Origin of the sequence: Microcystis sp. LSC13-02, from assembly GCA_002282935.1 — a bacterium.
In the GTDB taxonomy this organism is placed as follows: Bacteria; Cyanobacteriota; Cyanobacteriia; order Cyanobacteriales; family Microcystaceae; genus Microcystis.
This window is the reverse complement of sequence record MTBT01000087.1, coordinates 1-20,624: the sequence shown is the minus strand read 5'-3', so window position 1 is coordinate 20,624 and position 20,624 is coordinate 1. Positions and strand designations below refer to the sequence as shown.

General features: G+C 42.2%; 23 protein-coding genes. 15 read left to right on the top strand and 8 right to left on the bottom strand.

Annotation, left to right across the window (positions count from 1 at the left end; all coding sequences use genetic code 11):
- Positions 1–85: 85 nt before the first annotated feature.
- The 3 genes from BGL89_RS05175 to psb30 all read right to left on the bottom strand — a co-directional run bounded on the left by BGL89_RS05175 (position 86) and on the right by psb30 (position 3,925).
- Positions 86–1,534, bottom strand: a complete 1,449-nt coding sequence (locus BGL89_RS05175; RefSeq protein ID WP_286824765.1) for a M16 family metallopeptidase — start codon at positions 1,532–1,534, stop codon at positions 86–88.
- Positions 1,535–1,598: 64 nt separating this feature from the next.
- Positions 1,599–3,155, bottom strand: coding sequence for a M16 family metallopeptidase (locus tag BGL89_RS05170; RefSeq protein ID WP_286824764.1), 1,557 nt, complete (start codon positions 3,153–3,155; stop codon positions 1,599–1,601).
- 650 nt (positions 3,156–3,805) lie between these two features.
- Positions 3,806–3,925 carry a photosystem II reaction center protein Ycf12/Psb30 gene (psb30, locus tag BGL89_RS05165; protein ID WP_002736367.1) on the bottom strand — a complete coding sequence of 40 codons (120 nt, stop codon included), beginning with the start codon at positions 3,923–3,925 and terminating at the stop codon, positions 3,806–3,808.
- 174 nt (positions 3,926–4,099) lie between these two features.
- On the opposite strand from psb30, the gene BGL89_RS05160 reads away from it, so the two are divergent.
- The 7 genes from BGL89_RS05160 to BGL89_RS05130 all read left to right on the top strand — a co-directional run bounded on the left by BGL89_RS05160 (position 4,100) and on the right by BGL89_RS05130 (position 7,628).
- Entirely contained in the window at positions 4,100–4,438 is a 339-nt protein-coding gene (locus tag BGL89_RS05160; RefSeq protein ID WP_286824763.1) for an ArsR/SmtB family transcription factor, read from the top strand.
- A 104-nt stretch (positions 4,439–4,542) separates the two neighbouring features.
- Positions 4,543–5,274: an MIP/aquaporin family protein gene (locus BGL89_RS05155; protein WP_286824762.1), complete on the top strand. Its 732-nt coding sequence runs from the start codon at positions 4,543–4,545 to the stop codon at positions 5,272–5,274.
- A gap of 19 nt (positions 5,275–5,293) precedes the next feature.
- On the top strand, positions 5,294–5,941 hold the full coding sequence (arsH, locus tag BGL89_RS05150; RefSeq protein WP_286824761.1) for an arsenical resistance protein ArsH: 648 nt from the start codon (positions 5,294–5,296) through the stop codon (positions 5,939–5,941).
- Between the two features lie 23 nt (positions 5,942–5,964).
- Positions 5,965–6,360, top strand: coding sequence for an arsenate reductase, glutathione/glutaredoxin type (arsC, locus tag BGL89_RS05145; RefSeq protein ID WP_286824759.1), 396 nt, complete (start codon positions 5,965–5,967; stop codon positions 6,358–6,360).
- A 14-nt stretch (positions 6,361–6,374) separates the two neighbouring features.
- A complete protein-coding gene (locus BGL89_RS05140) occupies positions 6,375–6,617 on the top strand; it encodes a thioredoxin family protein (protein WP_286824758.1) in 243 nt (80 codons plus the stop codon).
- Between the two features lie 26 nt (positions 6,618–6,643).
- On the top strand, positions 6,644–6,877 hold the full coding sequence (locus BGL89_RS05135) for a hypothetical protein (protein WP_286824757.1): 234 nt from the start codon (positions 6,644–6,646) through the stop codon (positions 6,875–6,877).
- Positions 6,870–7,628 carry a permease gene (locus BGL89_RS05130; RefSeq protein WP_286824756.1) on the top strand — a complete coding sequence of 253 codons (759 nt, stop codon included), beginning with the start codon at positions 6,870–6,872 and terminating at the stop codon, positions 7,626–7,628. Before BGL89_RS05135 ends, BGL89_RS05130 begins: the two co-directional genes overlap by 8 nt.
- Before the next feature lie 2 nt (positions 7,629–7,630).
- Here BGL89_RS05130 and BGL89_RS05125 read toward each other — a convergent pair whose 3' ends face one another.
- Complete coding sequence (locus tag BGL89_RS05125) at positions 7,631–8,512, bottom strand: universal stress protein (RefSeq protein ID WP_286824755.1); 882 nt, start codon at positions 8,510–8,512, stop codon at positions 7,631–7,633.
- A gap of 133 nt (positions 8,513–8,645) precedes the next feature.
- The gene (locus tag BGL89_RS05120; RefSeq protein ID WP_002739006.1) at positions 8,646–8,846 is read right to left on the bottom strand and encodes an NblA/ycf18 family protein; all 201 of its coding nucleotides are present in this window, start codon (positions 8,844–8,846) and stop codon (positions 8,646–8,648) included.
- Positions 8,847–9,418: 572 nt separating this feature from the next.
- Here BGL89_RS05120 and BGL89_RS05115 point away from each other — a divergent pair.
- The 3 genes from BGL89_RS05115 to BGL89_RS05105 all read left to right on the top strand — a co-directional run bounded on the left by BGL89_RS05115 (position 9,419) and on the right by BGL89_RS05105 (position 11,957).
- The gene (locus BGL89_RS05115; RefSeq protein WP_286824754.1) at positions 9,419–9,943 is read left to right on the top strand and encodes an RNA recognition motif domain-containing protein; all 525 of its coding nucleotides are present in this window, start codon (positions 9,419–9,421) and stop codon (positions 9,941–9,943) included.
- A gap of 72 nt (positions 9,944–10,015) precedes the next feature.
- Positions 10,016–10,726 carry a ribose-5-phosphate isomerase RpiA gene (gene rpiA / locus BGL89_RS05110; protein ID WP_286824753.1) on the top strand — a complete coding sequence of 237 codons (711 nt, stop codon included), beginning with the start codon at positions 10,016–10,018 and terminating at the stop codon, positions 10,724–10,726.
- A 166-nt stretch (positions 10,727–10,892) separates the two neighbouring features.
- Positions 10,893–11,957 (top strand): DUF3592 domain-containing protein, encoded by a 1,065-nt coding sequence (locus BGL89_RS05105; protein ID WP_286824752.1) that lies wholly within the window; start codon positions 10,893–10,895, stop codon positions 11,955–11,957.
- Between the two features lie 108 nt (positions 11,958–12,065).
- Here the strand turns inward: BGL89_RS05105 and recF are convergent, their stop codons facing one another.
- Complete coding sequence (gene recF / locus BGL89_RS05100) at positions 12,066–13,193, bottom strand: DNA replication/repair protein RecF (RefSeq protein WP_286824751.1); 1,128 nt, start codon at positions 13,191–13,193, stop codon at positions 12,066–12,068.
- A 240-nt stretch (positions 13,194–13,433) separates the two neighbouring features.
- Here recF and BGL89_RS05095 point away from each other — a divergent pair, with 240 nt between their 5' ends.
- A complete protein-coding gene (locus tag BGL89_RS05095; protein ID WP_286824750.1) occupies positions 13,434–14,006 on the top strand; it encodes a DUF2808 domain-containing protein in 573 nt (190 codons plus the stop codon).
- A 526-nt stretch (positions 14,007–14,532) separates the two neighbouring features.
- On the opposite strand, the gene BGL89_RS05090 is transcribed toward BGL89_RS05095, so the two are convergent.
- The gene (locus BGL89_RS05090) at positions 14,533–15,177 is read right to left on the bottom strand and encodes a Uma2 family endonuclease (protein WP_286824749.1); all 645 of its coding nucleotides are present in this window, start codon (positions 15,175–15,177) and stop codon (positions 14,533–14,535) included.
- Positions 15,178–15,538: 361 nt separating this feature from the next.
- Here BGL89_RS05090 and BGL89_RS05085 point away from each other — a divergent pair, with 361 nt between their 5' ends.
- Both BGL89_RS05085 and BGL89_RS05080 read left to right on the top strand, forming a co-directional pair.
- Positions 15,539–15,703, top strand: a complete 165-nt coding sequence (locus BGL89_RS05085; protein ID WP_158200921.1) for a metallothionein — start codon at positions 15,539–15,541, stop codon at positions 15,701–15,703.
- 97 nt (positions 15,704–15,800) lie between these two features.
- Positions 15,801–16,172, top strand: a complete 372-nt coding sequence (locus tag BGL89_RS05080; RefSeq protein WP_286824748.1) for an ArsR/SmtB family transcription factor — start codon at positions 15,801–15,803, stop codon at positions 16,170–16,172.
- Here the strand turns inward: BGL89_RS05080 and BGL89_RS05075 are convergent.
- On the bottom strand, positions 16,169–16,957 hold the full coding sequence (locus BGL89_RS05075; RefSeq protein WP_286824747.1) for a pentapeptide repeat-containing protein: 789 nt from the start codon (positions 16,955–16,957) through the stop codon (positions 16,169–16,171). The two genes, BGL89_RS05080 and BGL89_RS05075, sit on opposite strands and share 4 nt — an antisense overlap.
- A gap of 199 nt (positions 16,958–17,156) precedes the next feature.
- Here BGL89_RS05075 and BGL89_RS05070 point away from each other — a divergent pair, with 199 nt between their 5' ends.
- Together BGL89_RS05070 and BGL89_RS05065 are read left to right on the top strand one after the other, a co-directional pair.
- Positions 17,157–20,219: a sll1366 family intein-prone helicase gene (locus BGL89_RS05070; protein WP_286824746.1), complete on the top strand. Its 3,063-nt coding sequence runs from the start codon at positions 17,157–17,159 to the stop codon at positions 20,217–20,219.
- A 109-nt stretch (positions 20,220–20,328) separates the two neighbouring features.
- Positions 20,329–20,624 (top strand): helix-turn-helix domain-containing protein (locus tag BGL89_RS05065; protein WP_286824745.1); only part of this gene is annotated, 296 nt, incomplete at its 3' end.

Sequence of the window (20,624 nt, the reverse complement as noted above, 5' to 3'; positions counted from 1 at the left end):
TGATACGCAATTTGTCAACATTTACAAGAAAAATTTTCTCAGGTGTGTTAGCGTCATATAACACACCCGACATCTCTACATTTATTTATAGTTGTGTGATGGTGACATCAACAGTTTTAACCGTAGTTCCCAAACTGGATAAGGGAGGTTGAATTTCCTGTTCATTACCCACTACTAGAGTCACAATTTGATTCGGTTGTAGATATTGTTGTGCCACTCGTTGAATATCAGCAATTGTCACACCTTTTACCGCTTGTTGATAACGGAAGATAAAATCTTGGGGATAACCATAGTATTCATACGTCATCAATCGCGATAAATTTTGAGCAGGTTTCTCAAACTTAAAAACAAAAGAATTGAGAATAGCATTTTTAGCATCTTCTAATTCTTTTGCAGTAACGGGTTGATTGCGAAGGCGCTCGATTTCGCCTAAAATTGCCTTAATAAAAGGTACGGTGGCATCGGTGCGAGTTTGACCTCCGGCAATAAATAAACCGGGATAATCATAACGACTATTCCAGATACCATAGACAGAATAAGCTAATCCTTGACGGGAACGTACTTCATTAAATAAACGACCACCAAAACCGCTTAAAATCTCATTTAATACCGTTAAAGCGGGATAGTCGGGACTATCCAAACGACCCCCAAGATGACCTAATAAAACGCTACTCTGGGTTAATTGGGGTTGATTGACGACAAAGACACCTTGAAGATTTTTTTGGGTTGCCGAAGGGGTGACAATTTTAGTGGCAGTTGCGGGATTTTTCCAATCGCCAAAAGTTTTATTGATTAATGCTTTCATCGACTGAGAATCAAAATCACCGACAATTCCTAAAATTATTTGGTCGGGACGGACATAGGTACGATAAAAATCGATTAAATCCTGACGGTCAATATTAGCTAAAGTGCTATATTCTACAGTACGAGCGTAGGGGCTATTATCACCATAGACTAGCTTGCGGAACTCCCGACTAGCAATATCATCGGGATCATCATTACGTCGGGCAATCGCCCCTTTTTCCTGAACTTTGGCTAATTCTACCCTCTGATTTTCAAAAGCTGGGGAACGCAAAACCTCGGCAAAGAGATTAAAAACTGTTTCTAAATCTTCACTAAGAGCGCTAAAACTAGCAGTTCCAGCGTTAAGATCGATCGAGGTTTCTACTAGGGCTGCTCTTTGTTCTAATAATTGATTTAAGACATTAGAAGGATGTTTTTCCGTGCCACCACTACGCAGCACGGTTCCAGTAATATCAGCTAATCCGACTTTTTCCCCGGATTCTAATCTTCCTCCTGTGCGAATCATCGCCGTACCACTCACTAACGGTAAGCTCCGATCCTCCATTAAATAAACCACCATACCATTATCTAGTTGATAGCGCTCGTATTGGGGAACTGTCACTTCAGGAAGGGGAGGAAAAGTTAAATCGGTAAAATGTCGCGGAGTTTGGGCAATTGCCGGGGAACGAAAAGCTAGGACACCTATCAGGGTGATAACTATTAAACCTAGCCATTGGAAGCGTTTTTTCATGATTTGAGTCAAAATTATCGGAAGAAATAGATAAGAGGGAGCAAAAAGCAAACTTTGCCGCTGTTTACTTTGGTAAAATTCGGCCAATAGTGCGATTTTCGGGGGTAAAAGTCTCTTTAGCCACCCGTTGAATATCGGCTGCGGTGACAGCATTATAAGCATCTAATTGGGCGAATAAATTACGCCAATCGCCGGTTTTTACCTCGTATTCAATCAAGGATCGCGCCATGCCCATGTTAGAATCAAGACCTCTTAATAGGGCTGCCCGTAGTTGATTTTTAACCCGTTCTAATTCCTGTTCCGAAACCGGTTCATTTTTCAATCTTTCCAATTCTAAATTCAAACCCTGCGCTACTTCCTCCACACTGGCATTAGGAGCGGTAAGAGCATAGAATAAGAGCAAATTCGGGTATTTATCTCCCGGAAAGCCGTTAAATCCCTGGGCAGCGAGGGCAAGTTGTTTGTCCTCCACTAAAGCTTTATACAGTCGCGAAGTTCTTCCTTCACTCATTAAAGTGGCGATAACCTCGTAAACCGCATGATCGGGATGATTGAGGGCGGGACGATGGTATCCTTCTAAATACCAAGGCTGCGAGGCTAATTTTAGGGTAATTTCCTTTGTTTTGGTTTGGTCCGGTTCCACTACTGTCACCTGTGGGGGTTTTGGTTTAGCGGGAAAACGACCAAAATAAACCTTAGCTAACTGTTTGACCTGTTCTGGGTCCACATCCCCGGCGATAGCTATGGTTAAATTACTGGCAGCATAAAATTTATCGAAAAAGTTTTGGATATCTGAGGGTTCCAGATTGCGAATATCTCGATCGTAGCCGATAACGGGACGTTTGTAGGGATGGACAGTATAAGCTTGATCGAGAAAAGCTTCGATTAATAAACCCAAGGGGCTATTATCCGTCCGCATCCGTCTTTCTTCCAGAATTACGTCTTTTTCTTTGTAAAATTCCCGTTGGAACACTGGTTCTAAAAATCGTTCCGATTCCAAAGACATCCACAATTCCAATTTATTCGACGGGAAGCTGTAAAAATAGCTGGTTGCATCGCTGGAAGTGGTGGCATTTAAACCGACTCCCCCCTGAGTTTCGACGATTTGCCCGTATTCGTTGCGTTGGACGAATTGCTCGGACTCTGCCCTCGCTTGTTGAAATTCTGCGGTTAATTTAGCCACTTCTGCGCTTTTACCCGCTTTTTTGGCCGCTTGCAGTTCTTTGTCTATAGCTTCAAGGCGATCGAGGACTTTTTTCTCGCTAAGATAATCGGTAGTACCGATGGTTTTTGTGCCTTTAAAGGCTAAATGTTCCAAAAAGTGAGCAACTCCTGTTTTACCGTCCGGTTCATCGGCACCTCCCACGTCCGCATAGGTGACAAAGGAAATAACCGGGGCATCGCGATTTTCGAGGATAATGAATTTTATTCCGTTATCGAGGCGAAATTCGGTAATTTTTTGTTGAAATTGCTTAAGGTAGGGGGTAATCGATTGCACATCGGCTGATTGCTCTTTCGCTTGGGCAAGAAGGGGTGAGAAACTCCCAAAACCCCAAAACACAAGGAAAGCGAGCCAAAAGCCGATGAAAGCCCGATAATAGGGGTTATTTTTAATGACCATGGATAGTTTTATCAGATATCGTGGGAGCGAGAGATCGATCGCTATGTTCGATCTTAGCAGTCGATTCTTAGGAGAGGGGGAAATGGGATGCTTTTTTCAGTGATCAGTAAACAGTAATCAGTTATCAGTGGGGAAGTGGGGAAGTGGGGAAGTGGGGAAGTGGGGAAGTGGGGAAGTGGGGAAGTGGGGAGACCACTTCGTGCGCGACGTTCGGCGATGCTCAGTCGAGCCGTTGCGGGGGGAAGTGGCAATGGGGGCTTTTCGGTAAACAGTAATCGGCGTTGATTGAAAGATGATCCGAATCAGCACCGGAACTGAAATTACTTTGATAACAAGGATTGCATTGCATCTTTCATATTCTGATCTGACAACGCCCAGTAATCAGTAATCAGTGAACTGAAAACTCACATCACCCCGTGTGCAACTATATTTTTAGTCTTGATTTACAAGGCTTTCAGAAATCAGCAGAGATAAAGTATCCTCTGGAACCCTACCCTGATTCTGTCGTTTTTAGTTGCACATCGCGTCACATCTGATAACTGATGACTGATAACTGATGACTGATGACTCCCGACTTTTAGACAAAAAATCTCTCCCTAGAGAGGAGAGAAGTCAAAAAAGCACGAATAACAATGGGTGGGAGGCGGTTTTTATAGGTCGCCCCCACGAAAAGCTAGTAGGAAAATGACAAAGGGGCCAGCTAACATGATTAGCGCCACGAAGGTGAGTTGAAAAATAGGTTCTAAATTGAGAGCCGCAAATAATTCCATGATGTCTCCTAACCTGTCTACAATGATTTTAAGGGCTAATCTGGTCAAAACCATTGTCTATAATACAGGGGATGATTCGCTGGTTTTCCTGATTCGATACAAAAATACATAAAGTTTTGTTGCAATTCTGAATTTTCCCGCTTTCCTATTTTCTTCCCACTAGGGGCAATCTCAATGTTCAACTCTCTGGCCACATCTCCCAACTCGTTAACCCAGATTTATACTGGTTTTCAGGCACTCTCGGATCCCCTGCGACTGCAAATTCTGCAACTTTTGCGACATCAGGAATTATGCGTTTGTGAATTGTGCGACCATCTCGATATCGCCCAATCTAAATTATCTTTTCACCTAAAAACCCTAAAAGAAGCCAATTTAGTCCGCAGTCGTCAAGAAGGTCGTTGGATCTACTACAGCCTAAATCCATCTCAATTTCTTCTCCTAGAAGAATATCTATCCGAATATCGTCGTTTTGCAGCCCTCGTCCCCGCTCGTACCTGCGGGGAAAATCAGTAACCAATCAAGATTTTTAGAAATATTAAATCTTTACAAATGGCTTTTAAACTTGACATATCAACTTTTATTGATATATTATCGGGTTATTCGATCGATTGTCTGTTATGCCGAAACCCTTCTTGATCGAGCTTTTGAGTCAAACTCGCTCATCTTTTCGTCTCTTAAAACGGTCAGGTGTGCGGGAATGTCTAGCGGAATGTTTGGGGACTTTTATCCTCATTTTCGCGGGAACAGGGGCGGTAATGGTCAATCAAATCAGCGGTGGTACAATTACCCATCTCGGGGTCAATATGGTTTTCGGTGCCATGGTAGCAGCCCTGATTTATGCCCTTGGTCATATCAGTAAGGCTCATTTTAACCCCGCCGTGACCCTGGCCTTTTGGACAAGTGGCTTTTTTCCAAAATCTTGGGTAATTCCCTATATTATCGCCCAGTGTCTCGGTGCGATTCTCGCCTCTGCTACCCTTGTGCTTTGTCTGGGTCGAGTGGGAAATTTGGGCGCAACTCTGCCTTTACAGGGAAATTGGGGACAAGCTTTCTGTATTGAAACCATTATCACCTTTATTCTCATGCTGGTAATTTTAGGCTCTGGTTTAGACCGTCGCGCCCCTATTGGTTTTGCGGGGATTGCTATCGGTTTAACCGTAGCCCTAGAAGGAACTTTTATGGGGCCGATTACCGGTGCCAGTATGAATCCAGCGCGTTCTCTGGGGCCTGCTTTCGTGGCAGGAATTTGGCAACACCATTGGGTTTACTGGATAGCACCGATTTTAGGCGCTCAATTAGCTGTAATTATTTACGGCCTACTATCCGATGGTTTCCGAGACTTAAAATAAATTCTGCTTGTTGGTAATCATGATCCAATCGACTCACAAACCAAGAATTCTTTTTCTGTATGGCTCTTTGCGGCAACGTTCCTACAGTCGTTTATTAGCAGAAGAAGCTGCCAGAATTATCACTGAATTGGGGGCAGAAGTGCGCTTTTTTGATCCCCGTGAGTTGCCGATTTATGGCAGTGTTCCCGATACTCATGCCAAAGTACAGGAATTGCGAGAATTAAGTCAATGGTCTGAGGGTCAAGTCTGGTCATCTCCCGAACTTCACGGTAATATTAGCGGCATTATCAAAAACCAAATTGATTGGATTCCCTTAAGTATTGGTGCGGTTAGACCTACCCAAGGCCGCACTTTAGCAGTCATGCAAGTAAGCGGAGGTTCCCAATCTTTTAACGCGGTTAACACTCTGCGAATTCTTGGTCGTTGGATGCGAATGTTTACTATTCCTAATCAATCTTCTGTGGCTAAAGCTTATCAGGAGTTTCATGAGGATGGCACGATGAAAGATTCCCCCTATCGAGATCGAGTTATTGATGTGATGGAGGAACTTTATAAGTTTACCATTCTCCTGCGAGATCAGGTAGATTATCTGAATGATCGCTATAGTGAAAGGAAGGAAAAAGCTGCCCAAGAAATGTCCATAATTGCCCATAAAGCTATTAATTAAATCAATTTCTAGGAGTTAAAATCATGAAAAAAGTTATGTTTGCCTGTAGAAAAAATTCCTGTCGTTCCCAAATCGCCGAAGGTTTCGCTAAAACTTTGGGCGCGGGTAAAATTGCCGTCACCAGTTCTGGATTAGAAGCGGCCAAAGTTCACCCCGGAGCAATCGAAGTTATGCAGGAAATTGGTATCGATATTACTGACCAAACTTCTAAACCAATTAGGGATTTTAATCCCGAAGATTACGATGCCGTTATATCCCTATGTGGTTGCGGTGTCAATCTGCCGGAAGGATGGGTTTTACAGGAAATTTTCGAGGATTGGTTAATTGATGATCCCGATGGTCAACCCATGGAAACTTTTCGCCGAGTTCGCGATGAAATTAAGGCTAAAGTTGTCGGATTAATCGAGCAATTAAGTTAAGGAGTTTGACAGGTATGAATACTATCAATCTGGAAATTTTGGGGACAGGTTGTAAAAAATGTCAGCAGTTAGAAGCTAATGCTAAATCGGCTGTCACCGCTCAAGTTATCACTGCTCAAGTATCCCATATTACCGATCCGATCGAAATTGCTAAACGGGGTGTAATGTCCACCCCCGCTTTAGTAATTAATGGTAAAGTGGTTAGTAAAGGTCGGGTTTTATCCCCCGAACAAATTCAATCTTTATTACCGCAATAATTCTCTTTTTTCGGGGTAATATAATTATGTTTGACCCCTTCTATCCCTTTGATTGGTTAGCGACGCAATTAGTAACGAGAATCTTTGGTTTATCCCTTGATTATTCCCTCGGTTCGTCGCTACGTTTCTTCTTCTACGATGTACCAAAAGTTCTGACATTATTGTTAACAATTAGCTTTTTTGTGGGAACTTTGCAAAGCTTTCTCGATCCGGGTAAAGTCCGTAATTTCTTGGCAGGAAAATTCGGCTTTTATGGGTAATATTTTGGCGGGTTGTATTGGTGTTATTACCCCCTTTTGTTCCTGTTCTGCTGTACCGTTATTTATTGGTTTCCTAGAAGCGGGTGTCCCTTTGGGAGTAACCTTTTCCTATCTAATTTCTGCCCCGATGGTTAACGAAGTGGCGGTAATTTTACTTTGGGGTTTATTCGGTTTAAGGGTGACTTTATTGTATATTGGCTTTGGCTTAATTTTAGCGATTATTTCCGGTTATATTATCGGTCAATTAAAACTAGAAAAATGGGTGGAACCTTTTGTCTGGGAATTACAAAAAAGTTATCAACCTCAAGAGGAAGACGAGGAACTAGCTCTGACTTGGAAACAACGTTTTCAACAGGGACAATATCAAGCAGTAGAAATCTTTAAATCCGTGTGGTTATATGTGGTGATTGGTATTGCTGTGGGTGCGGTAATTCATGGTTATGTTCCCGCCGATTTTATCGCTAATTGGGCAGGAAAAAACAATCCCTTTGCTGTGCCTTTAGCAGTGGTGATGGGAGTGCCATTATACGCTAATATTGCGGGAGTTTTACCCATAACGGAAGCACTGGTTAGTAAGGGCATTCCCCTGGGTACAGTCCTAGCTTTTACTATGGCTGTTACCGCCCTATCTTTACCGGAAATGATTATCTTGAGAAAGGTGTTAAAAATCCCCCCCTTAACAGTGTTTATCTCCCTTGTCACCGTCGGTATTATCGGGGTGGGTTATTTGTTTAACCTGTTAGGAATTTGAGCCTATCCCTTCGGTGAGAAAAATAATAAGGGGAACCACAGTTGATGAAGAATATCTTCATTAATCCGACGCACTGCTAACCATTCCAACATATTAGAACGATGGGAAGTGGCTACAGCGATCGCACTGATATCATTTTCTTCTGCTGCCGTCAAAACTTCTAATACAGGTGTTCCTTGTCGCACTTCGCTCTGTAGTTGCAAACCGAGTTTTTCTAGTCGCACTTGCACCGATTCTAATTGCTGACGGGCATCATTTAAGCGACATTCGGTGACACCGGGATCGCGACTGATATTTTCCACTACCCGGAGGAGAAGACATTGCTCAAAAGAGCCGGGGGATCGAGTTTGAGCGTATTTTTCTATCTGTTCAATTAGATAAATCGCGTCGGAACTGCCATCGTAGGGAATTAATAAATGTTCCCAGAGATGTTGACAGCGCAGGGCCAATTCATCGCGAGTATAAACTGATAATAATTGCGGTCGGAAAATCAGCAGCGGAATATCGGTAATACCTGCGATCGCTAAACTGGTACTACCGAATAATTTTTCTTGGACAGCACCGCGCATGGGATTTCCCATCAAAATCACGTCAATAGAGTGATTAGCGAGGACTTCCCGCACGGCATCCACGGGACGACGGTTAGAGATTTCGACAATAACTGTCATACCGTCGGGAATATTTGCTAAAGCTGGGGCTAATTTTTCTTTGGCCGCATCAATTTTCGCTTGATCTACGGCAGCGAGGGTGGGTTGTTCCCAAACCGGAATACTGTGGAGGAAGATAACTTGTTTTAAGCCGCTTAGGGCTAAGTGTGGCACACAATGGACAAGACGATGGAGACCATCGAAAAGATCTGTACAGATCAAAGCGCGCTCGAACATAAATTAACCCCTTGCAATTCGGTTATTCTTCCCTAAGAATAGCTAAAAAGGTGAAGAAATGCGCCCCGCATCCCTAGCTCGTTTCCGGAGAAACCCAGCCGGAGAAAGAGGTCGCCCGCAGGGGTGAAATGAGTTATTGGGGAGCCCAGGGATTAGAATCTAGACCCCACTGGTGTTTGAGAAAAGCTTTGTACATATTTTCTCTGACCATCATTTGTTCGTAGAGCTTGATCAGGAAATCCTGCGCTTGCTCCTGACTCATTTTTTCTACCTGAGTCTGAAAAGAACGAATGTTGAACTGTTGTTCTAAGGAAAGTTCGATCGGTTGAGACATGGTGTTCCTCCTTGATGAAGGCAGTGGTTGATAACAAGCGAGATCGGTGATTGGTAGCACCTTTTTTAACTAATGTAACAAATACTTGACAAAGTGTCAATGTATCTGTAGAGAGGGTTTTGCTTTTTCCCTCCCGTTAGCTAGGATACCCTGCCGCCAAAAGGAAAGAAGCATATAATGATACATTTAGCAAGAGTTTTAATAAAATTTTGCTTACTGTGAACAAATACTTAAGTAGTTATACTTATTTTTTCCATGGCAGCCCGGAGCGAGAGAAAATATTTGACAAATTGTGTAAACATTCTGTAATAATCGAATAGAGCGACATAAATCGGGTAAGTTGAATGATTAGCCCTGTTAACAGCTAAAAAACGTAACCCCTAGATTCCGTACCTCTCGTTGAAATCGTTAAGGATAGTCGAAATTGACGGCCACAGCCGCTATCGTGCAGAAACTACAAGCTTATCGCTGGGAAACATCCTCCTTAGCTCTGTTTGCCTTAAAAAAATCAGCATACAGGCACGGAATGTCGCACAAGTTTTTACATCAACCTATACTTGGAGGAATCCATCATGTCCGTTCGTCTATACGTTGGTAATTTGCCCAAAGAATCCGTCGAGCGCGAAAAATTACAGGCGCTTTTTGCCGATGAAGGGGATACGATTACCACTAAAGTCATCAAAGATCGCAAAACTGGCAAATGTCGCGGTTTTGCCTTCGTTACCGTCCCTAGCGATGAACTAGCTGACCAGTTTATCGAAAAATACAACGGTCAATCCTTCATGGAAAACCCGATCAAAATCGAGAAAGCTCTCCCCCGCAGCAAGGGAGGTAAAGAAGAAGGGGAAGAAGCAGAAGGCACAGAGGCAAGCGTAGAAACCCCGGAAAAAGTCGAAAGACCGACTCCGAAACCGACGACGGCAGCACCGCGCAAATCCAGTGGCGGCGGCAGCGGCAAAAAACGCAAGGCTGAACGGGGTGGCAGTAGTACCCCGAAAGTTACCGGCGATGGTGACGCTTTACAGCCAGATCCCCGTTGGGCCAATGAATTGGCTAAACTCAAGGAAATGTTAGCAGCTCAGGCCACTAATCCCTAATTCCATTGACAAGAGGGCAACGGATAGCCGATAACTAAGAGGTTCAAAATATCGCTTTTAGGAATGTGCATCATGACAGCAATCGATCCGGTCATTCTCATGAAACAGGAGGTCGGTAAAGCGGCCGCTAATCTAGTTCAATCTAATTCGGTCGTGGGATTGGGAACTGGTTCAACGACGGCCTACGCGATCGAATATCTGGGCGCTAGACTGCAAAGCGGGGAAATCAGCAATATTGTCGGGGTTCCTACTTCTTTTCAAGCGCAAGTTTTGGCTAGGAAGTACGGAATTCCCCTCACTACCCTCGATGTCATCGAAAAGATGGATATCGCTATCGATGGGGCCGATGAGGTGGATCCCCAGAAAAATCTGATTAAAGGCGGCGGTGCTGCCCATACTCAGGAGAAAATTGTCGATAGTCTCGCCGATATTTTCGTCGTGGTAGTGGATGGCAATAAGCTGGTGGATAAGTTGGGATCGACTTTTCTTTTGCCGGTGGAAGTGTTACCCATGGCCATGACTCCGGTGATGCGAAAATTGGAGGCACTCGGTGGTAAACCTTCCCTGCGCATGGGAGTGAAAAAAGCTGGCCCCGTGGTGACAGATCAAGGCAATTTAGTTATCGATGTTAAATTTGATAGTATCGATGATCCGGCTGATTTGGAAAGAACTATTAATAATATGCCGGGGGTTTTAGAAAATGGTTTATTTGTCGGGGTTGCTGATCTGATTCTCGTCGGTGAAATTATCGACGGTAAGCCGGTAGTCCGCGAGATTAGGTAGGCTTAACTATTCTTAATCTAACAGTGAAACAGGCCGCAGGCCTGTTTTGTTATTATGGGTATATACAGACAAAGAGCAAAATAAGCTAGGTTTTACTGGACACATCGTTAGTGAGAATCGGGTCAATCAGAATTCCCTCAAGCTGGGGAAGGGAGTTGATATCAGGATGACTACATCTAATCCCATTCTAGCCAAACTATTGGCCATCTTATTCGGTTTAGTCTTTGCGACACTTAGTATCCCTATGATTAAACAGGGATATGAAGAATTGAAAAATGGCCAAGATAGCCTAAATTGGCCAACCACAACTGGAGTGATCATTTCATCAGAGACAAAGAGTAGCAGTGGAGAAGATTCTACTATTTCCTATCATGCTAATATCCAATACCAATATACCATTGGTGGAAAGTCTTACTTATCAGATCAAGTGTCTTTCGGAGAGTTCGGGAGTAGTGATCCAGAACACGCTCGCTCGATTGTCCGACGCTACGAGAAAGGACAGAAGATAAAGGTATATTTTCACCCTAACTATCCCGATAAATCCGTCCTCGATCCGGGGGTTTCTTGGGGTTCTTGTATGATCTTGGTGGGAGGTGTAATGTTTTTTATGGGGAGCATTATTACTCTATCTGATGTTTTTATTGCGCCGAAATTACAACAAAGACGCACACAAGCACTTCAACAAGTCGCCGCCAATTTAGCAATGACTTTTCAGGAGGAAGATGTAAATTTATCCAAGCAGGATTTCTGTCGATTTCCTTTATGTCGGCATAATTATCCCCATCTTAGAAATATCCTCAGCAAGTACGGAGAAGATAGGGAAACTATTCTATTTGACTATAATTTTACGACTGGTTCTGGAGACAATTCTCATACCTACGCTCAAACGGTAGCAGTTTTCCATACACCCAGTAAGAACTTACAAGAATTTACACTCCGACCTGAAAATGTATTCGATAAAATCGGAGAATTATTTGGATCACAAGATATTGATTTTGAATCTCACCCCGATTTTTCTAAATTTTACTGCTTGCAAGGACAGCCAGAATCTGCTATCCGAGAAATCTGGAACTTTGACACCTTACAATTTTTTGGGCAGAACCATGGTTGGTACTTGGAAGCTAGTGGTGAATGGTTAGTAATTTATAAATTAAACCAAACAATTAAACCAGAAGATATGAGAAATTTTCTAGAGCAAACTACCGAGATATCGCAGCTATTTACTGAATGAGTAGCTTTAGTTTATAGTTAAACTGCTGAGGTGACTAGAGAGTGAAGAGATAGGGAGAAAAACCTGATAACTGATAACTGAATATGGCTGAAGGCTGGTGGCTATAGGCTAATAAAAAATCTGTCCCTTTTTGACAGAAAATATCTGGGAAGATTGCAACCAACGGGACTCAAACGAACTGAGATGAGTGGTGGTAATTAAGGTTTGAAAACGGTCTTCGATCGCATCTAATAATTGATTTTGTCGATCGATATCTAATTCCGCTAAAACATCATCGAGGAGTAGTAGGGGAGGTTCCCCGATAATCTGCTCTAATAACTGTAATTCCGCTAATTTCAAGGCTAAAACTAAGGTTCTTTGTTGTCCTTGGGAACCGTAGGATTTAGCGGGGTTTTGGTTAATTAAAAAATCCACTTCATCCCGGTGCGGACCGACTACCGATGTCCCTAGCTGTTTCTCTGCCAAACGACGGGTTTCAATCTTATCTAAAAAAGCCCTTTGTACCCCATTGACATCATCTTCTACCCAAGGCACATTAGGAATATATTGTAATTCTAAAAATTCGGTTTTTCCGCTAATACTTTCGTGCCATTTTTGGGCTAAAGGAATTAATCTTTGCAGGACTCGCGCCCTTCTTCTCGTTACTCTTGAACCAGTTTCTGCTAGTTGTAAATCCCAGAGTTTTAGTTGGGATAAATCCTCATCAACTTTTCCCTCTAATTCCTGTTTGCGAATCTCTTTTAAGAGGGCATTTCTTTGTCGTAAAACCTGATTATATTGCTGTAAAATATGAACGTATAGGGGTTCTAATTGAATTAATAAAGTATCTAACCAATCTCGGCGAGCTTCCGGACCACCGCGCACTAAATCCAGATCGAGACTAGAAAATTGTACCGCATTAATCACCCCCAAAAAATCGAGATGACGGCGCAGGGGTTGACGGTCGCGGATCACGGTGCGACGACCGGAAGAACGGAGAATTAAACTTAATTCTGATGCTCCATAAAGACGATTAACCCTAGCAAAAATTCTCGCCTCTGATTCCGATTCTAGCACCAAATCCCGATCCTTGCTGACTCGATGGCTCTTGAGAGTGGACAAAAGTTCGATCGCTTCTAGTAAATTGGATTTTCCCTGAGCATTATTGCCCAATAATATTGTTTTTTTGGACTCGAATTTTAGCAACTGTTCGGCATAATTTCTAAAACTGTGAAGGTGCAGGTGTTCTAGATACATTGCAAGTTGGGGGTTAAGTGTTGGGGGTTGAGGAAGTGGGAAGTAGGGTGTGGGGTGTAGGGTGTGGGGTGTAGGGTGTGGGAAGTATAAATAAAAATAATCTCCTGTCTCCTGTCTCCTGACTACTGATTACTGATCACTGATTACTGATCACTGATCACTGATAATGGCAGCGGTTGAGGGTTAAGTGAATTTGCTATAATTCCCCTTGACAATCAATATTTTATAGTAGCTTTTACCTTGAAAATTCCTTTTTTGCCTTTAAAACAGACTGAAAGTCTATCTAAACTCGCTTTGATTGCTATACTCGCTTTTGATGCTTCTGTTTCCCTCGCAGGACAATTTCCCGATGGCAGAGTATTTTTTGAGAGTTCTCCCACTCTGGTTAATTTCTCCGCTACTTTCCAATCCGTGCGTGCTTGGGGAGCAAAATACTATCTTACCATCGCTCTGCCGCCGTCCCTCGGGGCGCCCTTGGGCAAAGTAACCCTACAACAGCAGCCTAATATTCAAACTATTGCTTTTCTTGTTGATCAAACCTTTGCTTTTCTTGGCGATCGCAATCAGCGCGGCGAAAAATTAACCCTAAAATCCACTACTTTTGACCCCAATACTCAGACGATCACGGTCATTTTTGATCCTCCTGTCCCCCCCGGTAATACCGTTTCTATCGGTCTGAAACCAGTACGAAATCCCGATTATGGTGGTGTCTATCAGTTTGGAATTACTGCTTATCCCCCCGGGGAGAATTCCCCTGGATTAGATATAGGTGTCGGACGTTTAGCAATTTATGAGGCTGGCGATCGCTGGTAGGCTGTTCCGCGTCTAAAAACAGTAATCAGTGAACAGTAAACAGTAAACAGTAAAAAGACAGTAGGAAACTTCTATTTAATACTGCACACTTAAAAACTCACATCTGATAACTGTTAACTTACCCACTGATAAGTAGTTGGACAAAAGTAAAGTTAACTGTGGGGTAAGGAGTCAGGAGTCAGGAGTCAGGAGTCAGTAAGAATTGCGGCAATTTACGGTTCTTCGGTTTGTCTTATGCAATGGACGGGGTTATAAGGAATGAAACCTTTATAGAGACAGACATTCTGGATCGAACTAATCAATTAAATCTCTTGCCAGATAAGGATTGAGTCGATTTATGCCCCCCTATCGAACCATACCAAGTCCCGAAGAGCCCAATTTACATTTCTTAAGATAGACAACAGAATTTATGTCCGACTACTTAACTGATCACTGATCAATAGGAATAGGTGCAGCCTTAAATCAAAAACTGTAACCCCTAACTTATCATCTGCAAAAGTTCCCTGAATTCGTTGTCCATTTAAAGTCAGGCATTAAGCTTTTGCTTGACCCAAATTCGGAATTGTTTTAATGCCATTGCACTACCTATTTTTTGACTATTTTGTAGCGTTTCTGGAATTTTTTCTATTAGATTAAATTGAGGAAATAGTCGGCTTTGGCAAGCTTCAACATATTCTGATCCTTGCAAAACATTGATTTCCAGTCTCTCTCCATTATATCGCCACAATTCAGGAACACCCAATCGCTCATAATTATTAAATCGGGTTCGCTTAGTAATATCAATCTCAATTGCTAAATCGGGAGGGGGATCAATAGCCAGATCAAGTCGCTTTTTTCCCCTGACAGCAGCACAATTTTCGATATAAAAAGACTCATCTGGTTCTATTCCTTGATCCATTTGCTGATTTTTAAAGGTTGTCGATCCAGCGGGTTCATAGTCTAACTCTAATTCATCCAGGAGAACTTTAACCAAATCACCGATTAAAACTTTGGTATTTTCATGAATAAAAAGAGGAGTCATTGCTTCTAAAGTTCCCTGACTATAAGATAGACGAATTGACCGTCGATCTCCCAATTCGTCAAGAATTTTTTCATAATCTTGCCAAGTGAGTGAAGTTAACAACAGGCGGTCGCCTGGGGTAACAGTTAGTTGTTTTAATGCTAATAACATCAGAATTTGTCGGCTCAGTTGTTATGATTGGGCGGTTTAGTCAGTATTTAACTTTTTTCTACCTTAGACTATATATAGCAGTTTTCATCAGAATGAGGCATGGGCAAGGGGCTTAAACTCTTTGTTGGCAAAACTTGTCGATACCTCAGTAACGTGAAACGCGCTATATGCAAGAGGTCTAGTAAACAGTGAACTGAAAACTCCAATCTGATCACTAATCAAGGAGAACTTCCCACCTCACCCTTGAGATAACCGCCTAACTTTCCCGTCTGAGTTTTAGAAAAATTTAACTTTATTCAATCCATGAACATCTGTTCAGATGTTATACTAAAGTCAGTAAAGAAGTTCAGAGGTAGTAACCATGATCGCTGTCACCACCATGAAATGTGCTTGTGAATCCTGTTTGTGTGTAGTATCGATCGCCGATGCCATCGAAAAAAACGATCAATACTACTGTTGCCAAGCTTGTGCCGATGGTCACGTTAACGAAAAAGGCTGTGGACACAAGGGCTGTGGTTGCGGTTAAATTTATTTATTGGGGAGAAAGGGACAAGTATCGGGGTTGAAGATTCGATCGATACCTCCCTTTCTCAACTTTTCCTTAAAACCGCTCGGGAAAAAACATGGCCATAGAGAAAATAGCACCAGTTTGCGGGGAATCCCATCACCAAGAGGGGAAATTCCAGAACTTGCAGGGATTAGAACTAGAAAAAGCCCAAAAAATGGCCGAATTTTTCAGCCTTTTGGGGGATGCCAACCGCCTAAGAATTCTATCGCTTTTAGCCAAACGAGAATTATGTGTTTGTGATTTAGCCGACGATTTAGGGATGAGTGAATCGGCCGTATCCCACCAGTTAAGAACCCTAAGAGCCTTAAGATTAGTTAAATACCAAAAACAGGGACGGAGAGTCTTTTATCGTCTTGCCGATCATCATGTTCTTGACCTTTATTACGCGGTCTCGGAACATTTAGAAGAGCCAGCGGACGAGGATTAAAACAGTCCCAAAGCGGGTAAAACAAACTGTAAGAGCAGAGAACCAATCCCCTGCACCATTTGGTCTAATTGAGCGTTGCCACCACCTTGTTCTTGCGGTTTTAGGGCGATTTCCATGCCTTTAATAAAATTCTCTGCCGCTTCGTAACCGGGGGTGTTACCTTGCCGTTCAAAGAGAGTCGAAGCCATTTGAGCGTCCTGGGCCGCTAGAGCATTTTGTCCCAGACGATAGTGAGCCATGGCCCGGGCCAGATAGGCTGGAGCATATTCCGAGTTAATTGTCAAGGCCTTATTAAAATTTTCTATAGCGGCGCTGGTGCGTCCCTGTTTTCCTTCCACCATTCCTAGTCCGTAGAATAGTTCAGGAGTACCGGCACTACTGGGAATTCCCACCGCACCCTGTACATAGGCAGTGTCTAGTTTGGTGTTGTCGAGGTTAGCATTATTGAGATAAGTGCCTCTTAAATCCGCACCCGTCAAGATTGCCCCGGTTAAGTTCGCTCCAGTGAGATTAGCACCAAAAAGAGAGGCGCCGGTTAAATTTGCCCCACTCAGATCCGCCCCACTTAAATTAGCTTGACTAAGATTGGCCCCGACGAGATTGGCCCCATTTAATTTTGCCCCAGCTAGATTCGATTGCACTAACCCCGAACCGCTCAGATCGCATTGGGGACATTTTCGGGTGGATAATAATTGCTGTAGATGGTTTAAATCTTCCGTCTGACCAACTAGGGACAAGTTAAGGGGAAGACTGAGGACGAGGGTGAGGGCGATCGATTTGTACATAGTTGAAAAATAACTCTATTTATTATTATTGATAATACCCATTCGATCGGGGCTAATCGCTGAACTAGATTCTGCTTGAGAAATCAGCCCTTGTCCACTAAAATAGAAGATTAGAGGCTCTTAAGGTCAGAAGAAGCGACAAACGAGATTTGTTACCTTTTCAACAGCAGGTTTTTTAGAGGAATTTCCCTATTTTATAATGACTACTCTACACGGTAATTGGCTGATTCGTTCGCAAGATAGTGTTTTTTTTCTTTGGGGTGAACAGTGGCAAGGGAAGGAATTAAGTGAAACAAAGGAAAATCATCCTTTTTGTCTAGAATCAGGGCAATTATCCCAATTTATCGAGAAATTTTCTCCTCAGCTTGACCGCTATTCTCCAGAATCAATCAAGCTCAGTTTACCTAGTTATTCCCCCCCAAGGAAAAAATATTTTTTACCGCTGCTGTCGGGGCAAATTCTCGAACCCACGGCTAAATCCTTGTCTTGGCAACCATGGCAGGTATCGGGATTAACTTTTTCTGCGGGGATGATAGTGCGGTTATGGGAGAAATTACCCCTAGCTAAGGCCGAATTTATCGGCAATGATCTACGATTTTGGCTGTATTTGCACCGTTGGAGTTTAGATTTATTAGCAAGGGGGAAATTTTTAGCGGGAATAAATCAAGGTGAAAGTTGCTGGTATCCGCTGCTAGATAGTACCATCGATCGCACTCGTTTAGCTAAGTTTATCCAAACCATCCCCCCGGTTTGTCTTGCCTATCAAGAAAATAGCGAACCACAAATAATTATTCTCGATTGCTTGAAAAATATTGTCGATGCTCGTTTGCGACAAAAGATAGATAGTGGTGTTAATATTTCCCCCTCATTGATGGTGAAACCCTGGCTACAATCTTTAAGCGGTGATCATCATGACATTGCTTTAGAAGCCAAGAATTTACAGCGTCTAGAAAATGCTTATAATAACTGGGTGTTTCCTATCCAAGAAAGTTTAGTTAATGGCAATAATCGCCAATTAATCGAGAATCAATACCGTGTTTGTTTATCCTTACAACCTCCCAGTCTAGGAACAGTGTGGAAACTAACCTATTATTTACAAGCGTTAGATGATCAAGAATTTCTCATTAGTGCCAAGTTGATTTGGTTAGAGGGCAAAGAAAGTTATCATAGTTATCAAAGAGTTGTCAATAATCCTCAGGAAATTCTCTTAAAAGGATTGGGATTAGCGGCGCGATTGTACGAACCGATTAGAATTAGTTTAGAGCAGAGACACCCGGAGGAATGTTCTCTTGATTCGATCGAAGTTTATCAGTTTATTCGCTCGATCGCTTGGCAATTGCAAGAGCAGGGATTAGGGGTAATTTTGCCAACGGGTTTAACTGCTGGTAGTAATGAACAAAGATTAGGAATTAAGATTGCTGCCACTGTCACCCCCAAAAAAGGAGAAAGATTAAGTTTAACCAGTTTATTAAACTTTCAGCTTAAATTAGTGGTAGGGGAACAGGAAATATCGAAAAAAGATTTTGATAAGTTATTAGAGAAAAAATCGCCAGTGGTGGAAGTGGGAGGCAAATGGTTAATCCTACAACCAACCGATGTCAAAGCAGCTCAGGCAATTTTAAATAATACCATCGCGCCCCTTAATCTCTCGGTGGAAGATGCTCTGCGCTTGAGTTCAGGAGATAATAATCTAATTGCTAAACTGCCGGTAGTCAATTTCCAAGCGGAGGGAGCATTAAAGGAATTAATTGATAATTTAAATAACAATCAAGGGATTCAATTAATCAACCCACCGCGGGAATTTCGGGGGGAATTACGTCCCTATCAAATCAAGGGAGTTAGTTGGTTAGCTTTCCTAGAAAAGTGGGGTTTAGGTGCTTGTTTAGCCGATGATATGGGTTTAGGAAAAACCCCGCAATTAATTGCTTTTTTACTAGCATTAAAAGAACAGGATATGTTAGTTAATCCTGTGTTAGTGGTGGCTCCCACTTCTGTGGTCAATAACTGGGAACATGAATTAAGAAAATTCGCTCCCACCCTGGCTGTTTTTGTGCATCATGGCGAAAAAAGATTAAAAGGTCAAGCTTTTGCTCAAGAGGTAAAAAATAAATCGGTTGTTATTACCAGTTATCCTTTAATCTATCGCGATCTGTCCAGTTTAGAAGCAGTACAATGGCAAGGTTTAGTTTTAGATGAAGCTCAAAATATTAAAAATTCTACGGCTAAACAATCCCAAGCAGTGCGAAAAATACCCGCAGGATTTCGGATTGCCTTAACGGGAACTCCCGTAGAAAATCGCCTGACGGAATTATGGTCAATTTTGGATTTTCTCAATCCCAATTTTTTAGGAACTCAAACATTTTTCCAGCGTCGTTTTGCTCTTCCTATTGAAAAATACGGCGATCAAGAATCCCTGCATAATTTACGTTCCCTTGTCCGTCCCTTTATTTTACGGAGATTAAAAACCGATAAAAATATTATTGAAGATTTACCAGAAAAACAGGAAATGAATATTTTTTGTGGTTTATCGAAAGAACAGGGACAACTTTATCAACAATTAGTCGAGACAACGCTCCAGAAAATTGAAGAAACTCAAGGAATTCAGAAACATGGATTAATTTTAACCTTGCTAATGCAACTAAAACAAATTTGTAATCATCCCGCCCATTTTTTGAAAGAAAATAGTTTAGAAACCAGTCAAAGATCGGGAAAATTATTACGTTTAGAAGCCATGGTAGAGGAAGTGATAGCAGAAGGCGATCGAGCTTTAATTTTTACACAATTTGCCGAGTGGGGAAAACTCCTACAAACCCATCTCCAGAAAAAATTAGCCGAGGAAATATTATTTCTCTCCGGTTCTACCAAAGCGAAAGATCGGGTAGAAATGATCGAGCGCTTTCAAAATGATCCCCAGGGACCAAAGATTTTTATTCTCTCCCTCAAAGCGGGGGGAACAGGATTAAATTTAACCCGCGCTAATCACGTTTTTCATATCGATCGTTGGTGGAATCCGGCCGTAGAAAATCAGGCCACCGATCGCGCTTTCCGCATCGGACAAAAACGCAATGTTCAGGTACATAAATTCATCTGTACGGGAACCCTAGAGGAACGCATTAATGAGATGATCGAAAGCAAGAAACAATTAGCGGAACAAACCGTAGATGCTGGAGAAAATTGGTTAACAGAATTAGATACCGATCGCCTGCGAGATTTATTATTATTAGATCGATCGGCAATTATTGATGAAGAAGAAACCGATTAGAAGCGAACTACCTGATAAACCGTGGAACCATTCTCAAACAGGGGCTGATAAGCTAAAACGCACTTAAACCACCTAAAATAGAAATAGTAACTTGAGAAAAATTCTACTTATGCCAGCTAAAGATTTCCTAGATTTAGAAGAAAAGAAAAACTTACAAAAAGCTCTTAAAGAAGAAGAAAGAGCAGAAGTTAGGGAAAGAATTTTAATGTTTCTCTTGCTGAACGACGGAAAAACTCAACGAGAAATAGCTGATTTTATTGGCTGTTCACTCAAAACGGTCGCCCCTTGGTGTGTTCACGGCGATCCTAACAATTTAGAAAGTCTAGAAGATGGGAGAAAAAATGGAAATCATAAAAAAGCCACAGAGGAATATATTAATTTACTATTGAAAATAGTTGATGAAGA

Excerpts from the sequence above, each read along its gene's own strand:
- BGL89_RS05175 (WP_286824765.1), bottom strand. The coding sequence starts at position 1,534 with ATGAAAAAACGCTTCCAATGGCTAGGTTTAATAGTTATCACCCTGATA.
- BGL89_RS05170 (WP_286824764.1), bottom strand. The coding sequence starts at position 3,155 with ATGGTCATTAAAAATAACCCCTATTATCGGGCTTTCATCGGCTTTTGG.
- psb30 (WP_002736367.1), bottom strand. The coding sequence starts at position 3,925 with ATGGAATTATTTGCGGCTCTCAATTTAGAACCTATTTTTCAACTCACC.
- BGL89_RS05160 (WP_286824763.1), top strand. The coding sequence starts at position 4,100 with ATGTTCAACTCTCTGGCCACATCTCCCAACTCGTTAACCCAGATTTAT.
- BGL89_RS05155 (WP_286824762.1), top strand. The coding sequence starts at position 4,543 with ATGCCGAAACCCTTCTTGATCGAGCTTTTGAGTCAAACTCGCTCATCT.
- arsH (WP_286824761.1), top strand. The coding sequence starts at position 5,294 with ATGATCCAATCGACTCACAAACCAAGAATTCTTTTTCTGTATGGCTCT.
- arsC (WP_286824759.1), top strand. The coding sequence starts at position 5,965 with ATGAAAAAAGTTATGTTTGCCTGTAGAAAAAATTCCTGTCGTTCCCAA.
- BGL89_RS05140 (WP_286824758.1), top strand. The coding sequence starts at position 6,375 with ATGAATACTATCAATCTGGAAATTTTGGGGACAGGTTGTAAAAAATGT.
- BGL89_RS05135 (WP_286824757.1), top strand. The coding sequence starts at position 6,644 with ATGTTTGACCCCTTCTATCCCTTTGATTGGTTAGCGACGCAATTAGTA.
- BGL89_RS05130 (WP_286824756.1), top strand. The coding sequence starts at position 6,870 with ATGGGTAATATTTTGGCGGGTTGTATTGGTGTTATTACCCCCTTTTGT.
- BGL89_RS05125 (WP_286824755.1), bottom strand. The coding sequence starts at position 8,512 with ATGTTCGAGCGCGCTTTGATCTGTACAGATCTTTTCGATGGTCTCCAT.
- BGL89_RS05120 (WP_002739006.1), bottom strand. The coding sequence starts at position 8,846 with ATGTCTCAACCGATCGAACTTTCCTTAGAACAACAGTTCAACATTCGT.
- BGL89_RS05115 (WP_286824754.1), top strand. The coding sequence starts at position 9,419 with ATGTCCGTTCGTCTATACGTTGGTAATTTGCCCAAAGAATCCGTCGAG.
- rpiA (WP_286824753.1), top strand. The coding sequence starts at position 10,016 with ATGACAGCAATCGATCCGGTCATTCTCATGAAACAGGAGGTCGGTAAA.
- BGL89_RS05105 (WP_286824752.1), top strand. The coding sequence starts at position 10,893 with ATGACTACATCTAATCCCATTCTAGCCAAACTATTGGCCATCTTATTC.
- recF (WP_286824751.1), bottom strand. The coding sequence starts at position 13,193 with ATGTATCTAGAACACCTGCACCTTCACAGTTTTAGAAATTATGCCGAA.
- BGL89_RS05090 (WP_286824749.1), bottom strand. The coding sequence starts at position 15,177 with ATGTTATTAGCATTAAAACAACTAACTGTTACCCCAGGCGACCGCCTG.
- BGL89_RS05085 (WP_158200921.1), top strand. The coding sequence starts at position 15,539 with ATGATCGCTGTCACCACCATGAAATGTGCTTGTGAATCCTGTTTGTGT.
- BGL89_RS05080 (WP_286824748.1), top strand. The coding sequence starts at position 15,801 with ATGGCCATAGAGAAAATAGCACCAGTTTGCGGGGAATCCCATCACCAA.
- BGL89_RS05075 (WP_286824747.1), bottom strand. The coding sequence starts at position 16,957 with ATGTACAAATCGATCGCCCTCACCCTCGTCCTCAGTCTTCCCCTTAAC.
- BGL89_RS05070 (WP_286824746.1), top strand. The coding sequence starts at position 17,157 with ATGACTACTCTACACGGTAATTGGCTGATTCGTTCGCAAGATAGTGTT.